We start from the raw sequence: 21,659 nt of genomic DNA, 5'->3' as shown, positions 1-21,659 counted from the left end.
ATGGCTGACGACGTGAAGACCGAAGCACCGCAGGCAGGCGGCGAGAGCACCGACCAGCGAAGGCTTTTCGCCGACAACGGTCACGCCACCGACCGCGGTTACGTGGTCACGGTGCCGGTGCGGTGGTCGGACATGGACGTCTTCGCCCACATCAACCACGCGCGCATGGTGACCCTGCTCGAAGAGGCGCGCATCCCGTGGCTGTTCTACGACGACAAGCCGACCGCTCCGATGCGGAAGGGCTGCCTGGTGGCCGACCTGCACGTGAAGTATCAGGGTCAGATCCGACACGACGAGTCGCCGATCACAGTCACCATGTTCGTCGAGAAGCTGCGCGCCGTCGACTTCACCGTCGGCTACGAGGTGCGGCCGCACGGCGCCGCGCCGGACTCCAAACCCGCGGTCGTGGCGTCGACCCAACTGGTGTCGTTCGACATCGACACGCAGCGGCCGCGTCGGATGCCGCCCGAGGAGAAGGCCTACCTGCAGTCGTTCCTGCGCGCTCCGGTGACCGCATGACCGGGGATGCGGCGGATCGTGAGCTGGTGCCCCGCGCCGCGTCGGATCGCACCGACCTCGCCGCGTTTCTGGAGCGGGCCCGCCGCGTCGACGACTCGGGCGTCCTGCGCGCCCAGCAACGGCCGGACGGTGGTGTGGGCCTGTGGATTCGGACCGGCTTCGACATTCTCGCCACCCGCTCGGTGTTCGGCACCGTCAGCCCGTCCGACGTGATCTGCGACGTCGGCGCGATGGCGGCATCGTTGTCGGGTGAGGGGCCGGTGTCGCTGGGATTCGCGCTGCCCGGCGCGTGGCAGGGCGCACTGCCGCCCGCCGACGGATTCACCCACCTCGACGACGTCCCGGCCCGGGAACTCGTGGCGCTCGCACGCAGCGGCGCCGACGTTGCACGCACCGACTCGGGTGCCTTGGGCATGGCGTCGTCACTGCTGGATCAAACGGTGATCGAGGTGAGTGCGCACGGTCCCGACGCGTCCGGTGAGGTCGCGAAAGTGTCGATGCGCGCGGTCTTCTCGCTCACCGCGATGGGGTTCGTCCGCGACGCGGCGGGCCGGGAGATCAGCGAGACCTCGCCGCTGGCCGACATCGCCGCCGACGAACCGATCAGGGTCCGGGTGTCGTCGAGCTGGGTGCGGGTGGACGCGCGCTTCGGCTCGGTCTATCAGCGCCGCGCCGTCCTGAACCTCGGCGTGGTCTGAGCGCCGCCTACACCAGCCAGGCGGTGGCGCCGGGAACCAGGAGACCCGCCTCCAACGGCGTGCTGACCAGCAGGATCTGGCCGGGCGGCAGGGGGACGGGCTGGGCGGAGGCATTTGTTGCGCAGATCAGACCGCCGGGCCGGCGGAACGCGAGGCAGCCGTCGGGCGCGCCGTACCACTCGACCGTGTCTCCCGAGAACTCCAGTCGCGCGTACCGCAACTCGATCGCCTGGCGGTACAGCGACAGAGTGGAGTAGATGTCCTCGAGCTGTGCTTCGACCGTCAATCCCGCCCAGTCCGCGGGCAGCGGCAACCACGGCTCGGCGGCGGCGCCGGGCGGGGTGAAGGCGAACGGCGGCTCCGAGCCCTCCCACGGCAGCGGCACGCGACATCCGTCGCGTCCGCGATCGGTGCGCCCGGAGTTCTCCCACACCGGGTCGACGAGCGCCTCGTCGGGCAGATCGACGTCGGGCAACCCCAACTCGGCGCCGTTGTAGATGAAGACCGTGCCGGGGAGCGCCAACTCCAACATGATCATGCCCCGCGCCCGGGTTGTGCCGATCGCGAGCAGTTCTGCGGGGGAGAGTCCCGCGGCCTGAGCGCCCGTCGGCTGGTAGCGGGTCACCTCGCGGGGGACGTCGTGATTCGACAGCGTCCAGGTGGGCGTCGCCCCGACCGACGACGTCGCCTCGAGAGAGTCGTCGATGGCGCGGCGAATGGCGTCGGCGTCGAAGTCGGCGGTCGCGAGCGCGAAGTTGAAGCCGAGGTGGAGTTCGTCCGGGCGCACGTACTTCGCGAATGCGCCGGGCGAGCTGACCCACACCTCGCCGACGTTGAACGTGCCGGGGTACTCGTCCATCACCCGATGGATGGCCCGGTGGATCTCGTGGACGCCGTCGTTGTTGAACCGAGGATCGTCGTCGGTGTGCCGGAGGACTTCAGCGGGCTGCTCCAGATCGGGCAGGCCGGGCGGCTTGGCCATGCCGTGGGAGACGTCGATGCGGAATCCGTCGATGCCGCGGTCGAGCCAGAACCGCATGGTGGTCTGCAGATCGGCGAGGACCTCGGGGTTGTCCCAGTTCAAGTCCGGCTGTTGGGGAGCGAACAGGTGAAGGTACCACTGTCCGGGGCGGCCGTCGGCCTCGACGATTCGGCTCCAGGCGGGCCCGCCGAACACGCTGGTCCAGTTGTTGGGCGGCTCGTCGCCGTTCTCGCCGCGGCCGTCGACGAAGTGGTAGCGGGCCCGTTCGGGGCTGCCGGGCGCCGCGCGGAGGGCGTCGGCGAACCACGCGTGCTGATCGCTGGTGTGGTTGGGCACCAGGTCCATCGTGACGCGGATGTCCCGGTCGTGGGCTTGGCGGAGGAGTTCGTCGAACGTCGCCAGATCGCCGAACAGCGGGTCGATGTCCCGCGGATCGGAGACGTCGTAGCCGTGGTCGGCCATCGGCGAACGCGTGATCGGGGACAGCCAGATCGCGTCGACGCCGAGCAGTTCCAGGTAGCCGAGTTTGTCGATCAGCCCGGCAAGATCGCCGACGCCGTCGCCCGACAGGTCCGAGAACGATCGGGGATAGACCTGGTAGACGACTGCCGAGCGCCACCACTGATCATCGGATGCGCCGGAGACACTCGTCATGCTCTGCTCACTCACCGTTCGGATTCCTCACCGTCTGTCTGTTGTCGCCGTCTGTCTGTTGTCGCCGTCTGTCTGTTGTCGCCATCTGGCTGTCGTCGCCGTCCGCCACGCGTCGGCCTTCAGTCTTCTCTACCCGACTTCTCTACCGGAAATCCCCGAGCTCAGTACGTGCTGTTGACCAGCATGTCGGCGGCCGACTTCATGTAGTTGTGGATCGCCGTCCGATGGTCGTCGTCGAGGATGTCGCTTTCGATGGAGTCGATCGCGATGGTCATGCAGCGCAGCCACGCGTCGCGCTCGGTGAAACCGATCGTGTACGGCACGTGCCGCATCCGCAGGCGCGGGTGTCCGCGCTCGTCGTTGTAGGTGTGCGGTCCGCCCCAGTACTGTTCCAGGAACATGCGCAGGCGGCGCTCGGCGGGACCGAGGTCCTCCTCCGGGTACATCGGCTTCAAGATCTCGTCGCGCGCCACCTCTTCGTAGAATCGCGCCGTGATCCGGCGGAAGGTCTCGTGTCCGCCGACTTCCTCGTAGAACGTGCTCACCGGGCCCATTGTCCACTATGGCCGCGATCGGTGTGCCTACTGCGGTGCGACATCTACTACCCGGTGTAGGCCCTACGGGGACAGCGGCGGGGGCGGTGCGATAAATTGGTCTCACTTGATCTGCACGAGGCAGATCGTCGCGCTTAGCTCCGAGCGCTAGTCGAAAGGGTGGGGTGTGGACCAGCTTCTTGTCCCCGTCGGAATGACCGTTGTGGTGCTCTGCTTGCTCGCAGTCGCGCTCTGCATCGTTTCGATGGCGTTCTCACATGGTTTGAAGCGGCCGAAGATCAACGAGTACACGCTTGACCAGAAGTGGGAGAACGGCCCGCTCCTGCTCAGTGCTACCGAGATCCAGCCGATGGCGCTCAGCCGACACGTTGAGTCGGGCGATATCGAGGGAGGCTCCGCAAGTGGCAAGTGGTGACGTGACCCAGCAGTCCACCGCCGTCGCACGGGCGGGCGCTCTGCCGCTCGGCACGGTCGTGACCAGCAGCGGCCGGGTGTCGGCGGCGCTGTACCCCGGCGACGGATTCGGTACCCCGCCGTTCAGCCGCGACGATCTGGTGCTGCTCGACGATGCGCTCAGCGAGACCAGCGAGGTGGCGCACGTCCGCTTCTCGGTCTACATCGGCGAACTCGGCTCCGATGTGGTGGCCGGTGCCCGCGAGATCCTCGCGCAGGCTCCCGAGCCCGCTCACGGCGCATTGATCGCCGTTTCTCCGAACACCAAGGACGTCGTCGTCGTCTCGGGCGCGCAGGTCGCCGGTCGCGTCAACGATCGCGTCGCCGAGTTGGGCGTCTCCGCTGCGCTCTCCTCGTTCAAGCAGGGTGATCTGATCGACGGCCTCGTCGCCGCACTCCGCGTGATGGCCACCGCCGTCGACCGCCCCTGAGCTGCTGACGCAAGCCCATCAGAAGGGTCAGGCCCCGCCGTACGGCGGGGCCTGACCCTTCTGTGCTGGGTGGTGGAACTACCCGCGGGGTGCCGCGTGCCCGCTGTCCAGGGCACGGGCGCGGAGTGCTCGTGCGACGGCGTCGCGGCCCTCCACGACGAGGCGTCGCAGCGCCGCCGGCCGCTCGGCGGCCAGGAAGGCGTCCGCCTTCGCGAGCGCGTCCTCGCTGACGTCCCAACCCGGGTAGAGGCCGATCACCACGGTCTGTGCCACCTCGCTGGTCCGCCGCTCCCACAGTGCGGCGACGTCGTCGAAGTAGCGCTGGGTGTACGGAGTCATCAGCTCCTGCCTGCCGGGGCGCGCGAGTCCCTCGACGATCGATCGGACCGTCACGTTCGCGATGGAATCGTCGCCGAAGGCGGTCGCCCACGCCTGCTCGGTCGCTTCGGCGGTCGGTCGGGCGGCGCGTGCCGCCTCGGCGTGCCGCGCACCTGCCGCGGTGTTGTCGGCGGCGGCCTCGGCATCGATCGCGTCGTCACCGAGGGTGCCGTGCGCGGCGAGTGCCTTGACCAGCTTCCACCGGAGTTCGTGATCCACCACCAGGCCCGGGAGGCCCGACTCCGCGGGGTCGGCGCCGTCGAGCAGCGCCTGCAGCACGGGCTGCTGCGCGTCGGTGGTGACCGACCCGAGCAGCGCCGTGACGAAGGCGAGCTGATGGTCGGATCCGGCTTCGGCCGCTCGCGCGAGCTCCAGCAGCCGGTCGGCGAGGTCGGTACGACCGCTCGCTGCGGTCCAGGCGGGATCCGCATACGACTCGAGCGCCGTCGCCGCCTGCAGCAGGACCCGCTGCACCACGCCGACCTCGGTCTCCGCGCCGATCCCGCGACCGACGAGGGCGATGAAGTCCTGGGCGGTCATCTCGGCCTGGCGGGTCATCTCCCAGGCTGCCGACCAGACCAGGGTGCGTGGCATGGAGTCGGCGATGTCGCCGATCCGGGCGGTGGCGGTCGCCAGCGACTCGGGGTCCAGGCGCACCGACGCGTACGTCAGGTCGTCGTCGTTCAGCAGAACCAGGTCACCGCGGGACACGCCGACCAGCTCCGGCACCTCGGTGCGGTCGCCTTCGACGTCGAGCTCCACGACGTGGCTGCGGGTGAGGGCGCCGTCGGTGTCGGTGTACACGCCGATCTTCATCCGGTGCACACGGGTCTCGCCTGCGCCGGGAACCGCGCCTTCCTGCAGGACGGCGAAGGAGGTGAAGCGGCCGTCGTCGTCGACGGTGAACTCGGGGCGCAGCACGTTGATGCCGGTGGTCTTGAGCCACTGGGCGCCCCAGTCGGACAGATCGCGGCCGGAGGAACGCTCCAGCGCACCGAGCAGGTCGCTGAACGTCGCGTTGCCGAACCGGTGGTCGGCGAAGTACTCGCGCAGCCCGGTCAGGAACGGATCCAGACCGACGTACGCGACGAGCTGCTTGAGCACCGATGCGCCCTTGGCGTAGGTGATGCCGTCGAAGTTGACCTCGACGGCGGCGATGTCGGGGATGTCTGCGGCCACCGGGTGCGTCGACGGGAGCTGATCCTGGCGGTACGCCCACGACTTCTCGACGTTGGCGAACGTGGTCCAGGCGTTGGTGTACTCGGTGGCCTCCACCTGCGACAGGACCGAGGCGAAGGTGGCGAACGACTCGTTGAGCCACAGGTCGTCCCACCACTGCATGGTGACCAGATCGCCGAACCACATGTGCGCCATCTCGTGCAGGATGGTCTCCGCACGGCGCTCGTACAGGTAGCGCGTCACCCGGGACCGGAAGACGTAATCCTCCAGGAACGTCACCGCGCCGGCGTTCTCCATGGCGCCGGCGTTGAACTCGGGGACGAACAACTGGTCGTACTTCCCGAACGCGTACGGCACGCCGAAGGCCCGATGGTAGAAGCCGAATCCCTGCTTGGTCTCGGTGAACAGCCGCTCGGCGTCCATGAACTCGGCGAGCGACGCGCGGCAGAACAGACGCAGCGGGATCACGCCGTGGTCGTCGCGGTACTCGTCCGACCACACCGCGTACGGACCGGCGATCAGCGCGACCAGGTAGGTGCTCATGATCTCGGTGGTGGCGAAGCGATGCACCACGGCGCCCTCGGCGGTCGTCTCCGAGGCGTCTTCGGTCGCGCCGTTCGAGATCACCTGCCAGTCGGCGGGGGCGACGACGGTGATGTCGTAGACGGCCTTGAGGTCGGGCTGGTCGAAGCAGGCGAACATCCGCTTGGCGTCGGCGGTCTCGAACTGCGAGTACAGGTAGACGTTGTCGTCGGCGGGATCGGCGAACCGGTGCAGGCCCTCGCCGGTGTTCGAGTATGCGCATTCGGCGACCACCTCGAGGGTGTTCTGCGCCGCCAGATTCGGCAGCGAGAGGCCGACCGACTCGTCGAAGGCGTCGACCTCGAGCGCCGTCCCGTTGAGCTTCGCGGACACCAGGCGCGGCGCCACCAGATCGATGAGGGTGTCGGCGCCCGCGGTGGCGCTGAACGTGACCTGCGTGGTGGAGGTGAATCGTTCGACGCCGGGCGCCCCGGCGCCATCGGTCAGGTCGAGGTGGATCCGGTAGGTGTCGACGGAGAGGAGGGCGGCGCGCTCGGCCGCCGCATCGCGTGTCAGATTCGGTGCACTCACCCCTCACACCCTAATCACCGGTGTGGTCGCCGGTGCGGAACAACTCCGCGAACTGCGCACGCAGCTGCGCCTTCTGGACCTTGCCCATCACATTGCGCGGCAGCGCGTCCACGGTCCGGACAGCGCGTGGCTGCTTGAACCGGGCCAGTCGATCGCCGATCGACGCGAGCAGCTCGGCGGCGTCCGGTGTCTGGCCGGGCGCAGGCACCACGACGGCGACGACCGCCTCACCCAGGTCGGGATGCGGAACGCCGATGACCGCGGACTCGGTGACGCTCGGATGCGCGTCGAGCAGCTCCTCGATCTCGATCGGGTACACGTTGAAGCCGCCGGAGATCACCATGTCCTTCTCCCGCCCGACGATGCACACGTACCCGTCGTCGTCGCGCCGAGCCACGTCGCCGGTGATGAAGAAGCCGTCGGGACGGAATTCGGCGGCGGTCTTCTCCGGCATCTGCCAGTAGCCCGCGAAGACGTTCGGCCCGCGGACCTCGATGATGCCGGTCTCACCGTCGGCGACGGGGTGTCCCGACTCGGCGTCGACGATGCGCAGTTCCACGCCGGGGAGCGGGAAGCCCACTGTCCCCGGCTTGCGGGGACCGTCGTACGGATTCGACGTGTTCATCCCGGTCTCGGTCATGCCGTAGCGCTCGAGGATGGCCTGACCGGTGCGTTCTGCGAAGGCGCGGTGATCGGCGGCGAGCAGTGGCGCCGAGCCGGAGATGAACAGGCGCATGCTCTCGGTCCGCTCTCGGGTGAAGCGCGCGTCGGCCAGCAGTCGGGTGTAGAAGGTCGGCACGCCCATCAACACGGTCGAGTCGGGGAGCAGATCGATGACGGCGTCGGTGTCGAAACGCGGGAGGAAGTGCATCCGGGCGCCGGTGGTGAGCGTCAGGTTCGCGGCCACGAACAGTCCGTGGACATGGAAGATCGGCAGGGCGTGGATCAGCCGATCGGTCGGGGAGTACTGCCAGAGTTCCCGCAACGCGTCGCAGTTCGACGACAGGTTCTCTTGCGTCAGTACCGCGCCCTTGGACCGGCCGGTGGTGCCGGAGGTGTACAGAATCGCCGCCGGCTCGTCGCGCGCGGCCGCGTGAACGTCCGTGCGTTCGGGCAGCGAGCCGGCGAGCAGACTGCCGTCGCCGTCCGTGCCGAGTGTCTCGACGACGAGTCCAGCGGTGCGGGAGCGATAGTCGTCGGCGCGATCGGGTGCACACACCAGGACGGCCGGTTCCGCGTCGGTCAGGAAGTAGTCCACCTCGGCGCCGGTGTAGGCGGTGTTCAGCGGCAGGAACACCGCCCCGATCTGCTGTGTCGCGAGGTACAGCGCGATCGCCTCCGGCGATTTGTCGACCTGCATCGCGACGCGGTCGCCGGGGGCGACGCCGTCGGCGACCAGACGCGCCGCGATCCGTCGCACCGTGCTCGCGATGTCCGCGTAACTGCGCGACCTGCCGTCGGGGAGGTCGAAGGCCGGAGCATCCGCCCGGTGCTCGGCATGGTGGAAGAAGCGATCGAGGATCGACGTGTACCCGGTCATGGCGGCCTTTCGTGTGCGCGTGGGACTCTGCCCCGACTATCTCACTGCCGACAATCTCACTGGGTCAGATGGCCGGTGGGCGGCGATGTCCGCGAAGTTTCGGGTTGAATGGGAGCCATGGCTGAGAACACTGCGTCCGCAGACACTGTCGATCGCGTCGATTTCTGGTTCGACCCGCTGTGCCCCTGGTGCTGGATCACCTCGCGATGGATCCTCGAAGCGCAGCAGGTGCGCACGATCGACGTGAATTTCCACATCATGAGCCTCGCCGTTCTCAACGAGGGCAAGGACATCGACGAGGGGTACCGCGCGATGCTGGAGACGGCGTGGACACCGGTCCGCGTCCTGGCCGCGGCGGCGGCTCGCCACGGGGACGAGGTACTCGAGCGCCTGTACACCGAGATCGGCACCCGCTTCCACAATGAGGACAACAAGGACTACGCGGTCGCGCTTCCGGCGGCCCTCGAGGCGGCGGGTCTGGAGGCGGACCTGTACGAGGCGGGCACCTCCACCGAGTTCGACGAGGCGATCCGCGCGAGTCATCACGAGGGCATGGACAAGGTGGGCGACGACGTCGGCACGCCGACGATTCACGTCAACGGTTCGGCGTTCTTCGGTCCGGTGCTCTCCCGCATCCCGCGCGGCGAAGAGGCGGGGCGGGTCTGGGACGGGGCCGTCGCACTGGCGTCGTACCCGCACTTCTTCGAGCTCAAGCGGACCCGGCACGAGGATCCGGAGTTCGACTGATCCCCATCGGAGTCTCGCGCCTGCAGCGCCGATCAGTGCAGCGCTGATCAGTAGAGGCCGGTCTGATCCAGCTCATTGGGGAACGACCCCGGTGGGAGGCTGGTCGGCGGTGCGGGGGCGGGCACCGGCGTCACGGCGCCGCTGCCGATTCCGCGCACGATGTTCCTGGGCCGCAGCAGGATGGCTCCGGCCCGCGTGCGGTCGCGGAGGGCTGCTGCGCGCCAGGTGAGCACGGGGTGCGACGACAGTGCGTTCGCCACCGTGACGAAGAAGCCCCTGTCGTGTGTCGCGCGGTCGGCGAACTGGTCGAAGTCGACCGCGCCCAGCAGATACTTGCCGCCGGCGAGCAGCCCGATCGCGGCGTGCCCGCCGTCGGGCCGCGTGTAATAGCCATAGTTGTCGGCGGTGTACTCCTGCGCGCGGGAGAGCAGTGCTCCCAGGAATGGGACGCCCATGATCACGCTGCTGAACAACTGACGCCAGTACGAGACGTGGCCCGCCGCGATGTGGCCGACCTCGTGTCCGATGACGAACTCGAGGGCCTCCGGGCTGCGCGCTCGTCCGCCGACCTCGAACAGGTCGGAGTAGATCACCACGTACCGGCGGAAACCGTGCCCGGACGCGAACGCGTTGATCTGGCCGTTGCCGCTCACCACAAAGGCGTCGGGCACGTACTCCATGCCGTACCGCGCCGCGGCCTCGACCACCATGCGGTAGCCCTCGGGGAACTGCGTCGGCGACATCTGAATGCCGTTGACGCGCATGGTCGCGTAGTTCAGGCCGCGCGCGAGGAAGACGACCAGCGGCAGGACCAGCGCCACGAGCAGCAGTTCCGACACCTCGCCGAACGCGACGAGAGTCACCACCACGCCGTAGGCGCCGACGGCCATCAGCACTCCGATCACCAGCACCGGGATCTCCCACGGATGTCGTTTGGGCGCTGCGGCGTAGACGGCCGGCGAACGCCAGACCGCATGCGGCCCGGGAAGATCGGCGGGCGGCTCGACGATGCGCGGGTCGTCGATGCCGGGGACTGAGGGAATTGGCCCGTGGGTATCCACGTACGCCAATCTATTAAACTCTGGCCATGCGCATTTATCTCGGTGCCGATCACGCCGGTTTCGAACTCAAGAATCAGATCGCAGAACACCTCACCGCGGGCGGTCACGAGGTCGTCGACTGCGGTGCTCACGAATACGACGCGCTCGACGACTACCCGGCCTTCTGCATCGCGGCCGCTCAGCGCACCGTCGCCGATCCCGGCAGCCTGGGCATCGTGCTCGGCGGCAGCGGAAACGGCGAACAGATCGCCGCGAACAAGGTTCCCGGCGCGCGCTGCGCACTTGCGTGGAGCGTCGAGACCGCCCAGCTGGCCCGCCAGCACAACAACGCCCAGCTGATCGGCGTCGGGGGACGCATGCACTCCACCGAGGAGGCGCTCGCGATCGTCGACGCCTTCATCGCGACCGAATGGTCCGACGAGGCCCGTCACCAGCGTCGCATCGACATCCTCGCCGAGTACGAGCGCACCGGCGAAGCACCGGCCCTGCCCGACACTCAGTAGCGCGTCCGTGCCCGAAGGGCATGCGCTGCACCGGCTGGCCCGCAGGCAGCAGCGACAGTTCGGCGGGCAGCGGCTGTCCGTCTCGAGTCCTCAGGGCCGCTTCTCGCCGGAAGCGGCGCTGCTGGACGGCATGGTGTTCCGTGCTGCCGAGGCATGGGGCAAGCATCTGATCCATCGCTGGGACGACGGCGGTCGCGGCGCGTCGGCAACGCGTCGGATGGTGCACATCCACCTCGGCATCTACGGGACCTTCCGCGAGGAGCCCCTGCCGATGCCGGAGCCCACGGGCCAGGTTCGGATGCGTCTGGTCGGCGACGAGTCGGGCGTCGATCTCCGCGGCCCCAACGCGTGCGAGCTCTACACCCCCGAGCAACTCGATGCGCTCCTGGCGCGGCTCGGTCCCGATCCGCTGCGCGCCGACGCGGACCCCGAGATCGCGTGGCGGGCGATCGCCCGGTCGCGACGCGCGATCGGTTCGCTTCTGATGGACCAGAAGGTCGTCGCCGGGATCGGCAACATCTATCGCGCCGAGGTGCTGTTCCGCGTCGGCGTCGATCCGCACCGTCCGGGTACCACCCTCACTCGTGACGAGTTCGACGAGATCTGGGCCGACCTGCTGCACCTGATGCCGATCGGCGTGCGCCGCGGGCACATTCACGTGGTGCGGCCCGACGACGATCACGGTGCTCCGGCCTATGCGGCTGATCGACCGCGGACGTACGTCTATCGCCGGGCGGGCGAACCGTGCCGACTGTGCGGAACCGCCGTCGAGTGGGCCGAGATGGAAGGTCGCAATCTGTTCTGGTGTCCGTCCTGCCAGTCCTGACGTGGCCCAGCCGTACCGTGGGACGGCTCTCGCAGCGACTCTTCAGGAAACCTTCAGACGGCCGTTGCGCCGCTCCCAGGCTGATCGGGCATGCTCGGGTCATGAAGCAGACGCAGCAGTCCACACGCTCGAGTTTCATGGTTCTGACCGTCGGAGGCACAGGGGAGTCGTACACCGGCGATGCCCGCACCCACGTCACCGGGATGCTCCGCGCCGTCACCGACCGGCTCGACGACCGCTTCGAGGCGCGCTGGGTCGGCTATCCGGCCAGTTACGGACCCGCGCCGCACCACGACGGCATCAGCTACACCCAGAGCGTCGCCGCGGGCGTCGCAGCTCTCGCCAAGGCCATCAGGGCCGCCGATCGGCCCGTGATGCTGATCGGCTACTCGCAGGGCGCGGCGGTCATCAGGACGTTCCTCGCTCATCCCGCCGCATTCGGACTGATGCGCACCATCGCGGCCGTCGGCTTCGTCGCCGATCCGAACCAACCGCGCGGCGTCGTCGACGGATGCGCGGGATGGGGTGTGGCAGGCGAGGGCGGCGACCTGCCGGAAGGGCTGCCCGCATACTGGGTCGGAGCACCGTCGGACATGATCTGCAACGCCAGTGACGACTCGCTGATCCGCGACGTCGCCGATCTGACCGATTCGCTGTCGTTGACGCAGATGCGACGCTGGGCCGCCCATGCGACGGCACGGGTCATGAGCAGGCGGATGCAGAACGCCGACGCCACGCGCGTCACGCCTGCGCAATGGCGTCGGGACGTTCACCGGGTGCGGACGGCGATCCGCGAGGTGCGCGGCTACCTGCCGCCGGAGATCGCGGTGGGGCGGTGGCGCCTCCGGAATCCGATCGGCGGCAGCCACGTCTCGTACGCGACGCAGCCGTACCGTCGGGCACCGCTCACCGACCCGCGGATCACCGGCTGCGAGACCTTGGCCCACTGGCTGCAACTGCAGGCCACGATGGGCGGCAGGCGACTGGACTGTTCGTCCGGGGCCTGAGCACAGAAGAACCGGGCCCTTGCGATCCGCGATCGAAGAGCCCGGTTCTTTTATGTGTCAGCGAAGACTGAACGTCTGGCTTACGTGCCGTCGGATTTACGTGCCGTTGTACTGGCCGCCGACGGTGCCGCGAACGACGATCGGGGTGCCGCTACCGATGGTGTCGTAGACCCACTTGCCGTTGGCCGTGCTGATGTTGATGCAGCCGTGGCTGGCGTTCGAGACGCCCTGCTGTGCGACCGACCAGGGAGCGGCGTGGATGAAGATGCCGTCCCACGACATCCGCGTGGCGTACTCGACGTAGGTGCGGTAGCCCTCCGGGGAGTCGACCGGAACGCCGTACGTGGAGCTGTCCATGTACATGTCGCGGTACTTCTCCTTGGTGTGGTACACACCGTTCGGAGTCGCGTGCTTGTCAGTGCCCATCGAGATCGGCATCTGCTTGACGAACTTGTGATCCTTCCACCAGTAGATCTGGTGGTCGCCGTCGACAGCGAGAGCCACCCAGCCGGTGGGCGACTTCACGTTCGGCTCGGCGGGGATGCCGGGCTTCTCCGGAGTGGTGCTCTTCGGCTGCGGCTTCGGAGTCTGCTTCTTCTCCTGCGGCTGCGACGGAGTCGGGAGACCGGGCACGGTGGGCAGTTCCGGGACCTCGATGCCCGGAAGGCCCGGGACAATGGTCACCGTCTCTGCGTTGGCCACTGCCGGTGCCCCCATGGCCAGCGCGGCGGCGGCAGTCGCCACAGCAATGACTCGAGCGACACGGCTGATCCGGCGGCCCGAAGACTTGGTGGAAAACACGTCGTCTCTACCTTCGTTATGTGGTCAGAATCGAGCGCCACCCCCGTGGGCGCCCGAGAAGTATCGTTACACAACCGTTGTATCTGCGCCAACACTTCTGCGACGAGACTACCCTGTGTACCACATGAACGCGCAGGTCACGTCGGTGATGACATTCACATGCGCCGATGCTGATGAAACGTGTATCGCGGGCGTGCGGCGGCGCTCGCCGGCCGTCAGTCGAGTGCGCCGGCCAGGCGCGCGGCGACCGCGGCCAACGCGTCCCGGTCGCCGGGGACGTCGGGCCGCCACGGCAGCACCAGCTCGTCCTTGGTCTTGTCCCGGTAGCGGGGGATCACGTGCATGTGGAAGTGGAAGACCGTCTGCCAGGCGTCCGCGCCGCAGCAGTTCAGCAGGTTGACGCCGTCGGCGTCGTGAATGCGTAGGTCTGCTCGTCCTCGTAGACCTTCGAGCTCGGGATGACGCCGTCAATGATTCCGCAGAACACACACTGATCGCTCATGCCGTCGACTCTATCGCCGCACTGTGTGGCCCGGGAACGAGATCAGGGCCGCTCTCCGAGTGGGAGAGCGGCCCTGAGCTGCTGGAGCGGGTGACGGGAATCGAACCCGCGTAGCTAGTTTGGAAGACTAGGGCTCTACCATTGAGCTACACCCGCGGTGCCTCACGCGCCGAGAAATCACGGCGGCGGAAGTGCGCCCGACGAACTTTACCGAGCGATCGGCGGATTCACAAAACGGGAGCCGGGTTAGTGTCTCGGCGTACCCAGCCCGTACTATGTCCCTTTGGCTGTGCCGGAGCACTGGCGCCGCCATCGGGATGTGGCGCAGCTTGGTAGCGCATCCGCTTTGGGAGCGGAGGGTCGCAGGTTCAAATCCTGTCATCCCGACGACGTGTCGTGGCCGGTCGGCTGAGCCGGTGAGCGGCGAGAACAACACGTGCTGACAGCAAGACCGACTAAGGAGTACCAACACCGTGAAGAGCACCGTCGAGCAGCTGAGCCCGACCCGAGTCAAGCTGAATGTCGAGATCGCGTTCGAGGATCTCTCCGGTGACTTCGACCGCGCTTACAAGTCGCTCGCTCAGCAGATCCGGATTCCGGGCTTCCGTCCGGGCAAGGCGCCGGCCAAGCTGATCGAGGCGCGCGTCGGCCGCCAGGCCGTCCTGGAGCAGGTCGTCAACGACGCCCTCCCGGGCAAGTACTCCGAGGTCATCACCGAGTCCGACATCAAGGCGATCAGCCAGCCGGAGATCGACCTGGCCGAGCTCGTCTACGGCGAGCCAGTCAAGTTCACCGCCGAGGTCGACGTCCGCCCGGAGATCACGCTGCCGGAGTTCTCCTCCATCGCCGTCGAGGTGGATCCGATCGAGGTCGCCGAGGCCGACGTCGAGACCGAACTCGACAACCTCCGTGCCCGCTTCGGCACCCTGGTCGGTGCCGACCGCGGCGTGACCGAGGGCGACTTCGTCTCGCTGGACCTGTCGGCCACCGTCGACGGCGAGCCCGTCGAGGACGCGTCGACCGAGGGGCTTTCGCACGAGGTCGGCAGCGACACGCTGATCGAGGGACTCGACGAGGCCATCGAAGGAGTCAAGGCGGGCGAGTCGGCCACCTTCACCTCGAAGCTCGTCGCGGGCGATCATGCGGGACAGGAAGCGGAGATCACGGCCACCGTGAACTCGGTGAAGGTTCGTGAACTGCCGGAGCTCGACGACGAGTTCGCTCAGATGGCGTCGGAGTTCGACACCGTCGACGAACTGCGCGACAGCCTTCGCGAGCGCGTCTCCGAGGGCAAGAAGTACGAGCAGGCCGGAGCCATCCGTGACGCCGTCCTGGAGCAGCTCCTCGAGACCGTCGAGTTCCCGCTGCCCGAGTCGGTCGTCACCGAAGAGGTCGAGTCGGTCCAGCATCAGCTGGTCCACGCGCTGGGCCACGACGACGCTCAGGTCGACCGCTTCCTCGAGGCGCAGGGCAAGACCCGCGACGAGTGGAACGAAGAGAGCAAGGTCGAGGCTGAGAAGTCGGTCCGCACCCAGTTGCTGCTCGACGCCATCGCCGACAAGGTCGAGGTCGAGGTCTCGCAGGACGAGCTGACCCAGCAGATCCTGATGCAGTCGCAGCGCTACGGCATCGCTCCGCAGGAGTTCATCTCGCAGCTGCAGCAGGCGAACCAGATCGGTGCGCTGTACGCCGACGTCCGCCGCAACAAGTCGCTCGCCGAGGTCATCTCCGACGTCACGGTGACCGACACCAACGGTGAGACCATCGACACCAAGGCCTTCTTCGGCGGTGCCGACGACGAGGCCGAGGACGCCGAGACCGGCGCCGACGAGACCGCAGACGACGACGCCTGATCAACGGTTTCGATCAACCACTTCCGACAGCCGGGACGAGTGATCGTCCCGGCTGTCGGCGTCTCCGGGTGGCCGTCTCACCTGTTCTGCTGTAAGCGAATTAGTGGTGTCGACGGAACATCTCGGGGGGTGAAATTGATTAACCTCGGTGACAGCTTCTTCGGCGAGCGGATGCGACACGCGTTCGCCGGGCTTGGGAACAAGCCCTCCGGGGAGACACTCACCGTTAGACAGATGGGACAACCAGTGAGCACTCTGTACACGCCCTCGATGAGCTCAGGCGTCGCCGGCTTGAACCTGACCGATTCGGTCTTCGAACGTCTGCTGCGGGAACGGATCATCTTCCTCGGCACCCAGGTCGACGACGACATCGCGAACCGGCTCTGCGCGCAGATCCTGCTGCTTGCGGCCGAGGACCCGACCAAGGACATCAACCTGTACATCAACTCGCCGGGCGGCAGCGTCACGGCGGGCATGGCGATCTTCGACACGATGCAGCTCGCCCCGTGCGACGTCGCCACCTACGCGATGGGCATGGCGGCCTCGATGGGACAGTTCCTGCTCGCCGCCGGGACCAAGGGCAAGCGCCACGCCCTTCCGCACGCGCGCATCATGATGCACCAGCCGTCGGCGGGCATCGGCGGCACCGCCGCGGACATCGCCATTCAGGCTGAGCAGTTCGCCGCGACCAAGCGCGAGATGAACCGCCTGAACGCGCAGTTCACCGGCCAGCCGTTGGAGAAGATCGAGACCGACGCCGACCGCGACAACTGGTTCACCGCCGAGGAGGCCAAGGAGTACGGCTTCGTCGACCACGTGGTGACCACCGCGGGCGCGCAGGCCTGACCGCATCCGAATTCCACATACCCACGGTTACGGAGAAACCCATGACTAATTCGCTTCCCGCCGACGTTCGCGCGGGCATCCCGGATGCGGCGCTGGCATACAAGAGCATCGAGGCCCGCTACATCCTCCCGCAATTCATCGAGAACACCCCGAACGGTCAGCGGCAGTACGACCCGTACGCCAAGCTGTTCGAGGAGCGCATCGTGTTCGTCGGTACGCCGATCGATCAGACCGTCGCCAACGATGTGATGGCGCAGTTGCTGGTCTTGGAGAGCCAGGACCCCGATCGCGACATCACCATGTACATCAACTCGCCCGGCGGCAGCGTGCCGGACATGCTCGCGATCTACGACACGATGCAGTACGTGCACTGCGACGTCATGACGGTGTGCCTCGGCGAGGCCGCGTCGGCCGCCGCGATCCTGCTGGCGGGCGGCACGCCCGGCAAGCGGGCCGCACTGCCGAACGCGACCGTGCTGATCCACCAGCCGCGCACCGGTGGCGCTTACCAGGGCCAGGTCTCCGACCTCGAGATCCAGGCCGCGGAGATCGAACGCATCCGCAAGCGCCTCGACGAGATCCTCGCGTCGCACACCGGTCAGGATCCCGAGAAGATCCGCAAGGACACCGATCGCGACAACATTCTGACGGCCGCGGAGGCCAAGGAGTACGGGATCATCGACGAGGTGTTCGAGTACCGCAAGAAGTCGGCCCGCACGAGCTAGCGAGGGCGTTGGGGCCGACGTCGTCGACACGCCCGGGCACAGATGCCTGGTTCGACGCCGTCGGCCTTTAATCTCAGTGTTTGCCGCATTTCGGCTCGTCGAAGACAGTGGGCGCGGGTACCGTCGAGGTAGTTCGCAGATAGGGAAGTAGGTGCAGCCACATGGCGCGTATGGGAGACGGCGGTGACCTCCTGAAGTGCTCGTTCTGCGGCAAGAGCCAGAAGCAGGTCAAGAAGCTCATTGCCGGTCCGGGTGTGTACATCTGTGACGAGTGCATCGACCTCTGCAACGAGATCATCGAAGAGGAACTCGCCGAGTCCAGCGACGTGAAGCTAGACGAGCTTCCCAAGCCCGCTGAGATCCGCGACTTCCTGGACAACTACGTGGTGGGACAGGACACGGCCAAGCGCACCCTCGCGGTGGCCGTGTACAACCACTACAAGCGCATTCAGGCGGGAGAGAAGAAGAGCGACAAGCGTGCGCCCGGCGGCGAGATCGTCGAACTCGCGAAGTCGAACATCTTGATGCTCGGCCCCACCGGCTGCGGCAAGACCTACCTGGCACAGACGCTCGCGAAGATGCTGAACGTTCCGTTCGCCATCGCCGATGCCACTGCGCTGACCGAGGCCGGCTATGTGGGCGAGGACGTCGAGAACATCCTCCTCAAGTTGATCCAGGCCGCGGACTACGACGTCAAGCGTGCCGAGACCGGCATCATCTACATCGACGAGGTCGACAAGATCGCCCGCAAGAGCGAGAACCCGTCGATCACGCGTGACGTGTCGGGCGAGGGCGTTCAGCAGGCGCTGCTGAAGATCCTGGAGGGTACGCAGGCCAGTGTTCCGCCGCAGGGCGGACGCAAGCATCCGCACCAGGAGTTCATCCAGATCGACACGACGAACGTGCTGTTCATCGTCGCGGGCGCCTTCGCGGGTCTGGAGAAGGTCGTGGACGAGCGCATCGGCAAGCGCGGGATCGGCTTCGGCAACGAGGTCCCCAGCAAGGACAAGGCCGAGACGGTCGATCACTTCGCCGAGGTGATGCCCGAGGACCTGATCAAGTTCGGTCTGATCCCCGAGTTCATCGGCCGGCTGCCGATGGTCGCGTCGGTCACCAGCCTCGACAAGGAGGCGCTGGTCTCGATCCTGTCCGAGCCGAAGAACGCGCTCGTCAAGCAGTACGTTCGCTTGTTCGACATGGACAGCGTGGAACTGGAGTTCACCCAGGACGCGCTCGAGGCCGTCGCCGACCAGGCGATCCACCGGGGCACCGGTGCTCGCGGTCTCCGCGCGATCATGGAGGAGGTCCTCCTTCCCGTGATGTACGACATCCCGAGCCGCGACGACGTCGCCAAGGTGGTCGTCACCGGCGAGACCGTGCGCGACAACGTGTTGCCGACCATCGTTCCGCGGAACGAGGACAACGGGCCGCGGGAGAAGTCGGCGTAGGCCTGCTCCAGCGATCCATCGACAAACGCCCTGGGCGTCGACGTTCGCACAGACTTCAAGTGTGAGCGTTCTTCGACGCCCAGGGCGTTTCCGTGCGCGAAGGTCAGGCGAGGCCGAGACGCTGCATCTTCCGCATCACTTTCGGGACCATCGTCCGTTCCTCGAGGTCGCGCCAGATCCACCGGACCACGTCGTCGACGATCTCGCGCAGGGCGTCCTCCCGGAGCTTCTCCCGGACGACGACGTCCTCGACCTTCTCGCCGGGGCGGATGTCGCGGCAGTACTTGCGGAGACCGTCGAACTCGCCGACCAGGCGGCCGCCCAGTCGAAGTCGGGATAGACGCTCGATCCGTCGAACAACACGTAGTGGCGTTGGAGAACGGCCGCGGGCAGTCGGGCCTCGATGATCTGGGCGCGGCTCCACGATTCGCCGGGGTTGGCTGCGAGGCCGCTGGCGTACCGGAGCGCGTGCCTGACCATCGCGATGCCGCGCAGGCGGTGCCGTTCGGCGATCTCGACGAGCTCGTCGTGCGTGACGCCGAGGCGGAGAGCACTGTCCAGCGCCGTGAGCGCTGCCGCGAAGTCACTCGCCGCCGCCACGTCGACGGCCGTCCTCGCCACGGACGCCACGGGCAGGCCGTCGACGATGACGACTTCGTCGTCGGGGAGTCCGACATGGACGTGGCGTTGTCGAGTGCGGCGGCCGCCGGTCGCTCCAGGCTTGGCGCAAAACGCCCTGAGCGTCGACGTTCGCGCAGGCTTCAACCCTGAGCGAAGTTCGACGCCCAGGGCGTTTCGTGGTCTGACGATCGGGTTGCGTCAACTCCGGCCCGGTCTGCGGCAGTCTTTGTCACACTGAGCGCATGACGAGCACGGGTGAGAAGAAACTGGCCGGAATCATTCTCGCGGGCGGGCGCTCTCGCCGCATGGGACAAGACAAAGCGGCGCTGGAATGGGACGGCGTTCCGATGTTGTCGAAGATCGCATGGACCATCAGTTCCCGCTGCGATCCGGTGCTGGTCGCAGCACCGTTGACCTCGCAGGCGTACCTCGATCTGGCGGATGAGACCGATCTGCAGTGGGTGACGACAGAGAAGGCCGGGAGTGGGCCGCTCGGCGGACTGGTCGAGGCGTTGCGCGCCGCGGAGAAGGCCGGTGCCGAGGCGGCCTTCGTGTGCGCCACCGACATGCCGCTGGTGGACACCGGCTTGATCGATGAACTTATGGACGGACTCGCCGAGTCGGCCGACGCTGTCGTCGCCAACGACATGGGCCGCGACCACCCGATGGCCGGCATCTACCGGACGCGGGTGGCCGATCGGCTCGCCGAACTGGTCGCGGGCGGCGAACTGCGGATGGTCGCGGCCCTCGATGCGTTGGTGACTCACCGCGTCGGCGTCTCCGATCCGGAGTGGCTCGCGAACGTGGATGCACCCGAGGACCTGCACCGGCTGCGGATCTCGCGAGCATCCTGACTGCGCGCGTCGTCCGATCAGGCCGAGAAGGTTCCGGCGACGGCGAGGACGGTGCCGGCGAGCGACGTTGCCACGACGACGGCGACGGTCGCGGTCATCGACGTCCAGATGGAGTCGGTCCCGACGTCGCGGTCGGGGCCCTTGGGGAAGTGCCGCACGGCGACGTAGCAGATCAGCAGGCCGCAGAGAAGCGTGATGAGCGCCCATAGGGGAAAGCCGTGGCGCAGCGCAGCGATGCCTGCGGCCCCGGCGGTGATGAGAACGCCCAGGCCGGTGCGCTGCCATGCCAGGGCGGTGCGCTGGGGCTGAAGTCCGGGATCGCCGGTCATGCGGCGCCGATGATCGCGATCACCGCGAAGACGATCAGACCGATGGCGGCGATCGCGATGCCTGCGACCAACCAGGGCAGCGGGAGCGGCGGCGGGAGCGGCTGATTGAGCCGAAGTGCTCGCTCGTTCCGTTGCCAGGACAGGAGTGCGACCACCGCGAGCACGCCGCCTGCGACGCACGCGACGATCGACAGGATGTGCACGATCAATGGCGACGACGTCAGGCTCGCGACAGTCGTGAGCGTGATTCCGCCAGCGATGAGGGCGAGTGCGGTGCGGACCCAGGCGAGGGCGGTGCGTTCATTGGCGAGGGAGAACCGGACATCGGGCTCGTCACCGACCGAGTAGACTGCGTGCGGCCGACGTTTCGGAGGTGTGGTGCTCATTGCCTCAACTCTGTGGACTGGCGCGACGTGCGCCGACGGCCTAACTCCGACCGAATTAGTTCTGTTACAGAAGTAGATTACATGACCGACTCGACCTCAGGCGATACCGCGTGGGCGCTGACCGCCGCCATCACTCAATTGAGGCGCTCGCTGCGGTCGAGCGTCCGCGAGGAGTTCGCCTGGGAATCCCTGCCGATGGCGCAGGTGGAGTTCCTGCAGCGGTTGGATCGGGAGCCGGGACTGCGGATCGGCGATCTGGCGCGTAAGCACCGCATGGCGGTGAACACCGTCAGCACCCTGGTCAACCAGATGCTGAAGGCGGGACTCGTGACCCGCGAAACCGTGCCGGAAGACAAGCGAGCGGTGATGGTGGTGCTCACCGACGAGGGTCGGGAGCGGCTGCGCGCGTGGACGCAGGCGAACGAGCGTCGGATCTCGGCGGCCCTCGCGGGTCTGACCGCGGATCAGCGCGCCGCGATCGATGCCGCAGTGCCCGCACTGGGCGCCCTCGCCGAGCGGTTGGACCAGCCCGCCTGACTCGGTTTCGTCGATCGGCGGAGGTGGCCTGGATCACCGCGACCGCGGATGTTCAGTCGACGGGGACGCGCGCGGCGATGCGCAGGTGAACGCCGATCGAGGTGTTCTCTAG

At 67.4% G+C, this 21,659-nt stretch carries 23 protein-coding genes, 2 tRNA genes and 2 pseudogenes; 15 read left to right on the top strand and 12 right to left on the bottom strand.

Going from position 1 to position 21,659, the window contains the following annotated elements; all coding sequences use genetic code 11:
• Both GH2_RS14235 and GH2_RS14230 read left to right on the top strand, forming a co-directional pair.
• On the top strand, positions 1–519 hold the full coding sequence (locus GH2_RS14235) for an acyl-CoA thioesterase (RefSeq protein ID WP_084247502.1): 519 nt from the start codon (positions 1–3) through the stop codon (positions 517–519).
• Positions 516–1,217, top strand: a complete 702-nt coding sequence (locus GH2_RS14230) for a DUF8185 domain-containing protein (protein ID WP_066169317.1) — start codon at positions 516–518, stop codon at positions 1,215–1,217. Before GH2_RS14235 ends, GH2_RS14230 begins: the two co-directional genes overlap by 4 nt.
• Before the next feature lie 7 nt (positions 1,218–1,224).
• Here GH2_RS14230 and GH2_RS14225 read toward each other — a convergent pair whose 3' ends face one another.
• Positions 1,225–2,853, bottom strand: a complete 1,629-nt coding sequence (locus tag GH2_RS14225; RefSeq protein ID WP_066169315.1) for a glycoside hydrolase family 13 protein — start codon at positions 2,851–2,853, stop codon at positions 1,225–1,227.
• A gap of 161 nt (positions 2,854–3,014) precedes the next feature.
• Entirely contained in the window at positions 3,015–3,407 is a 393-nt protein-coding gene (locus GH2_RS14220) for a globin (protein WP_066169313.1), read from the bottom strand.
• Between the two features lie 166 nt (positions 3,408–3,573).
• On the opposite strand from GH2_RS14220, the gene ctaJ reads away from it, so the two are divergent.
• Positions 3,574–3,822 (top strand): aa3-type cytochrome oxidase subunit CtaJ, encoded by a 249-nt coding sequence (gene ctaJ / locus GH2_RS14215; RefSeq protein ID WP_066169311.1) that lies wholly within the window; start codon positions 3,574–3,576, stop codon positions 3,820–3,822.
• Positions 3,809–4,291, top strand: coding sequence for a DUF5130 family protein (locus GH2_RS14210; RefSeq protein WP_372434582.1), 483 nt, complete (start codon positions 3,809–3,811; stop codon positions 4,289–4,291). The genes ctaJ and GH2_RS14210 overlap by 14 nt, the downstream gene beginning before the upstream one ends.
• Positions 4,292–4,369: 78 nt before the next feature.
• Here GH2_RS14210 and pepN read toward each other — a convergent pair whose 3' ends face one another.
• Together pepN and GH2_RS14200 are read right to left on the bottom strand one after the other, a co-directional pair.
• The gene (pepN, locus tag GH2_RS14205; RefSeq protein WP_066169306.1) at positions 4,370–6,961 is read right to left on the bottom strand and encodes an aminopeptidase N; all 2,592 of its coding nucleotides are present in this window, start codon (positions 6,959–6,961) and stop codon (positions 4,370–4,372) included.
• A gap of 10 nt (positions 6,962–6,971) precedes the next feature.
• The gene (locus tag GH2_RS14200; protein ID WP_066169305.1) at positions 6,972–8,501 is read right to left on the bottom strand and encodes an AMP-binding protein; all 1,530 of its coding nucleotides are present in this window, start codon (positions 8,499–8,501) and stop codon (positions 6,972–6,974) included.
• Between the two features lie 117 nt (positions 8,502–8,618).
• Here GH2_RS14200 and GH2_RS14195 point away from each other — a divergent pair, with 117 nt between their 5' ends.
• Positions 8,619–9,248 carry a mycothiol-dependent nitroreductase Rv2466c family protein gene (locus tag GH2_RS14195; RefSeq protein WP_066169303.1) on the top strand — a complete coding sequence of 210 codons (630 nt, stop codon included), beginning with the start codon at positions 8,619–8,621 and terminating at the stop codon, positions 9,246–9,248.
• Positions 9,249–9,295: 47 nt separating this feature from the next.
• Here GH2_RS14195 and GH2_RS14190 read toward each other — a convergent pair whose 3' ends face one another.
• Entirely contained in the window at positions 9,296–10,309 is a 1,014-nt protein-coding gene (locus GH2_RS14190; protein WP_066169598.1) for a M48 family metallopeptidase, read from the bottom strand.
• Between the two features lie 26 nt (positions 10,310–10,335).
• Between GH2_RS14190 and GH2_RS14185 the strand changes: the two genes are divergently transcribed.
• The 3 genes from GH2_RS14185 to GH2_RS14175 all read left to right on the top strand — a co-directional run bounded on the left by GH2_RS14185 (position 10,336) and on the right by GH2_RS14175 (position 12,645).
• Positions 10,336–10,812 carry a ribose-5-phosphate isomerase gene (locus GH2_RS14185; RefSeq protein ID WP_066169302.1) on the top strand — a complete coding sequence of 159 codons (477 nt, stop codon included), beginning with the start codon at positions 10,336–10,338 and terminating at the stop codon, positions 10,810–10,812.
• A gap of 7 nt (positions 10,813–10,819) precedes the next feature.
• Positions 10,820–11,638, top strand: coding sequence for an Fpg/Nei family DNA glycosylase (locus GH2_RS14180; protein ID WP_066169300.1), 819 nt, complete (start codon positions 10,820–10,822; stop codon positions 11,636–11,638).
• A gap of 101 nt (positions 11,639–11,739) precedes the next feature.
• Positions 11,740–12,645 (top strand): PE-PPE domain-containing protein, encoded by a 906-nt coding sequence (locus tag GH2_RS14175; RefSeq protein WP_066169298.1) that lies wholly within the window; start codon positions 11,740–11,742, stop codon positions 12,643–12,645.
• A gap of 96 nt (positions 12,646–12,741) precedes the next feature.
• Here GH2_RS14175 and GH2_RS14170 read toward each other — a convergent pair whose 3' ends face one another.
• The 3 genes and pseudogenes from GH2_RS14170 to GH2_RS14160 form a co-directional block, all read right to left on the bottom strand.
• Entirely contained in the window at positions 12,742–13,446 is a 705-nt protein-coding gene (locus GH2_RS14170; protein ID WP_066169296.1) for a L,D-transpeptidase, read from the bottom strand.
• A gap of 215 nt (positions 13,447–13,661) precedes the next feature.
• Positions 13,662–13,948, bottom strand: a pseudogene (locus GH2_RS14165) (HIT family protein).
• 82 nt (positions 13,949–14,030) lie between these two features.
• Positions 14,031–14,104: transfer RNA gene (locus GH2_RS14160), tRNA-Gly, on the bottom strand.
• Positions 14,105–14,261: 157 nt separating this feature from the next.
• On the opposite strand from GH2_RS14160, the gene GH2_RS14155 reads away from it, so the two are divergent.
• The 5 genes from GH2_RS14155 to clpX all read left to right on the top strand — a co-directional run bounded on the left by GH2_RS14155 (position 14,262) and on the right by clpX (position 18,820).
• A tRNA-Pro gene (locus GH2_RS14155) sits at positions 14,262–14,335 on the top strand.
• Positions 14,336–14,421: 86 nt separating this feature from the next.
• Entirely contained in the window at positions 14,422–15,801 is a 1,380-nt protein-coding gene (tig, locus tag GH2_RS14150) for a trigger factor (protein ID WP_066169294.1), read from the top strand.
• Positions 15,802–16,035: 234 nt separating this feature from the next.
• Entirely contained in the window at positions 16,036–16,647 is a 612-nt protein-coding gene (locus GH2_RS14145) for an ATP-dependent Clp protease proteolytic subunit (RefSeq protein WP_066169292.1), read from the top strand.
• Positions 16,648–16,688: 41 nt separating this feature from the next.
• Entirely contained in the window at positions 16,689–17,372 is a 684-nt protein-coding gene (locus GH2_RS14140) for an ATP-dependent Clp protease proteolytic subunit (protein ID WP_066169290.1), read from the top strand.
• A gap of 161 nt (positions 17,373–17,533) precedes the next feature.
• On the top strand, positions 17,534–18,820 hold the full coding sequence (gene clpX, locus GH2_RS14135; RefSeq protein WP_066169288.1) for an ATP-dependent Clp protease ATP-binding subunit ClpX: 1,287 nt from the start codon (positions 17,534–17,536) through the stop codon (positions 18,818–18,820).
• Between the two features lie 103 nt (positions 18,821–18,923).
• Here the strand turns inward: clpX and GH2_RS14130 are convergent, their stop codons facing one another.
• Both GH2_RS14130 and GH2_RS22285 read right to left on the bottom strand, forming a co-directional pair.
• Complete coding sequence (locus GH2_RS14130) at positions 18,924–19,244, bottom strand: hypothetical protein (RefSeq protein WP_066169286.1); 321 nt, start codon at positions 19,242–19,244, stop codon at positions 18,924–18,926.
• Between the two features lie 98 nt (positions 19,245–19,342).
• Positions 19,343–19,450, bottom strand: a pseudogene (locus GH2_RS22285) (hypothetical protein); the annotation flags it as partial.
• A 233-nt stretch (positions 19,451–19,683) separates the two neighbouring features.
• On the opposite strand from GH2_RS22285, the gene mobA reads away from it, so the two are divergent.
• Entirely contained in the window at positions 19,684–20,295 is a 612-nt protein-coding gene (mobA, locus tag GH2_RS14120; protein ID WP_066169282.1) for a molybdenum cofactor guanylyltransferase, read from the top strand.
• Positions 20,296–20,312: 17 nt separating this feature from the next.
• Here mobA and GH2_RS14115 read toward each other — a convergent pair whose 3' ends face one another.
• Both GH2_RS14115 and GH2_RS14110 read right to left on the bottom strand, forming a co-directional pair.
• Entirely contained in the window at positions 20,313–20,624 is a 312-nt protein-coding gene (locus GH2_RS14115) for a DUF202 domain-containing protein (RefSeq protein WP_066169281.1), read from the bottom strand.
• Positions 20,621–21,010 carry a YidH family protein gene (locus GH2_RS14110; protein ID WP_066169279.1) on the bottom strand — a complete coding sequence of 130 codons (390 nt, stop codon included), beginning with the start codon at positions 21,008–21,010 and terminating at the stop codon, positions 20,621–20,623. The genes GH2_RS14115 and GH2_RS14110 overlap by 4 nt, the downstream gene beginning before the upstream one ends.
• 81 nt (positions 21,011–21,091) lie before the next feature.
• Between GH2_RS14110 and GH2_RS14105 the strand changes: the two genes are divergently transcribed.
• Positions 21,092–21,547: a MarR family winged helix-turn-helix transcriptional regulator gene (locus GH2_RS14105; protein ID WP_066169275.1), complete on the top strand. Its 456-nt coding sequence runs from the start codon at positions 21,092–21,094 to the stop codon at positions 21,545–21,547.
• The last annotated feature ends 112 nt before the right edge of the window (positions 21,548–21,659 follow it).

Source organism: Gordonia hydrophobica NBRC 16057 (assembly GCF_001592365.1).
In the GTDB taxonomy this organism is placed as follows: Bacteria; Actinomycetota; Actinomycetes; order Mycobacteriales; family Mycobacteriaceae; genus Gordonia; species Gordonia hydrophobica.
Note: the sequence above shows the minus strand (reverse complement) of the source record. Positions and strands in the feature narration are given on the sequence as shown.

What these genes read in the sequence shown, in the direction of transcription:
- GH2_RS14235 (WP_084247502.1), top strand. Translation starts at nt 1, where the DNA reads ATGGCTGACGACGTGAAGACCGAAGCACCGCAGGCAGGCGGCGAGAGC.
- GH2_RS14230 (WP_066169317.1), top strand. Translation starts at nt 516, where the DNA reads ATGACCGGGGATGCGGCGGATCGTGAGCTGGTGCCCCGCGCCGCGTCG.
- GH2_RS14225 (WP_066169315.1), bottom strand. Translation starts at nt 2,853, where the DNA reads ATGACGAGTGTCTCCGGCGCATCCGATGATCAGTGGTGGCGCTCGGCA.
- GH2_RS14220 (WP_066169313.1), bottom strand. Translation starts at nt 3,407, where the DNA reads ATGGGCCCGGTGAGCACGTTCTACGAGGAAGTCGGCGGACACGAGACC.
- GH2_RS14200 (WP_066169305.1), bottom strand. Translation starts at nt 8,501, where the DNA reads ATGACCGGGTACACGTCGATCCTCGATCGCTTCTTCCACCATGCCGAG.
- GH2_RS14195 (WP_066169303.1), top strand. Translation starts at nt 8,619, where the DNA reads ATGGCTGAGAACACTGCGTCCGCAGACACTGTCGATCGCGTCGATTTC.
- GH2_RS14185 (WP_066169302.1), top strand. Translation starts at nt 10,336, where the DNA reads ATGCGCATTTATCTCGGTGCCGATCACGCCGGTTTCGAACTCAAGAAT.
- GH2_RS14175 (WP_066169298.1), top strand. Translation starts at nt 11,740, where the DNA reads ATGAAGCAGACGCAGCAGTCCACACGCTCGAGTTTCATGGTTCTGACC.
- GH2_RS14145 (WP_066169292.1), top strand. Translation starts at nt 16,036, where the DNA reads ATGGGACAACCAGTGAGCACTCTGTACACGCCCTCGATGAGCTCAGGC.
- GH2_RS14140 (WP_066169290.1), top strand. Translation starts at nt 16,689, where the DNA reads ATGACTAATTCGCTTCCCGCCGACGTTCGCGCGGGCATCCCGGATGCG.
- clpX (WP_066169288.1), top strand. Translation starts at nt 17,534, where the DNA reads ATGGCGCGTATGGGAGACGGCGGTGACCTCCTGAAGTGCTCGTTCTGC.
- mobA (WP_066169282.1), top strand. Translation starts at nt 19,684, where the DNA reads ATGACGAGCACGGGTGAGAAGAAACTGGCCGGAATCATTCTCGCGGGC.
- GH2_RS14115 (WP_066169281.1), bottom strand. Translation starts at nt 20,624, where the DNA reads ATGACCGGCGATCCCGGACTTCAGCCCCAGCGCACCGCCCTGGCATGG.
- GH2_RS14110 (WP_066169279.1), bottom strand. Translation starts at nt 21,010, where the DNA reads ATGAGCACCACACCTCCGAAACGTCGGCCGCACGCAGTCTACTCGGTC.
- GH2_RS14105 (WP_066169275.1), top strand. Translation starts at nt 21,092, where the DNA reads ATGACCGACTCGACCTCAGGCGATACCGCGTGGGCGCTGACCGCCGCC.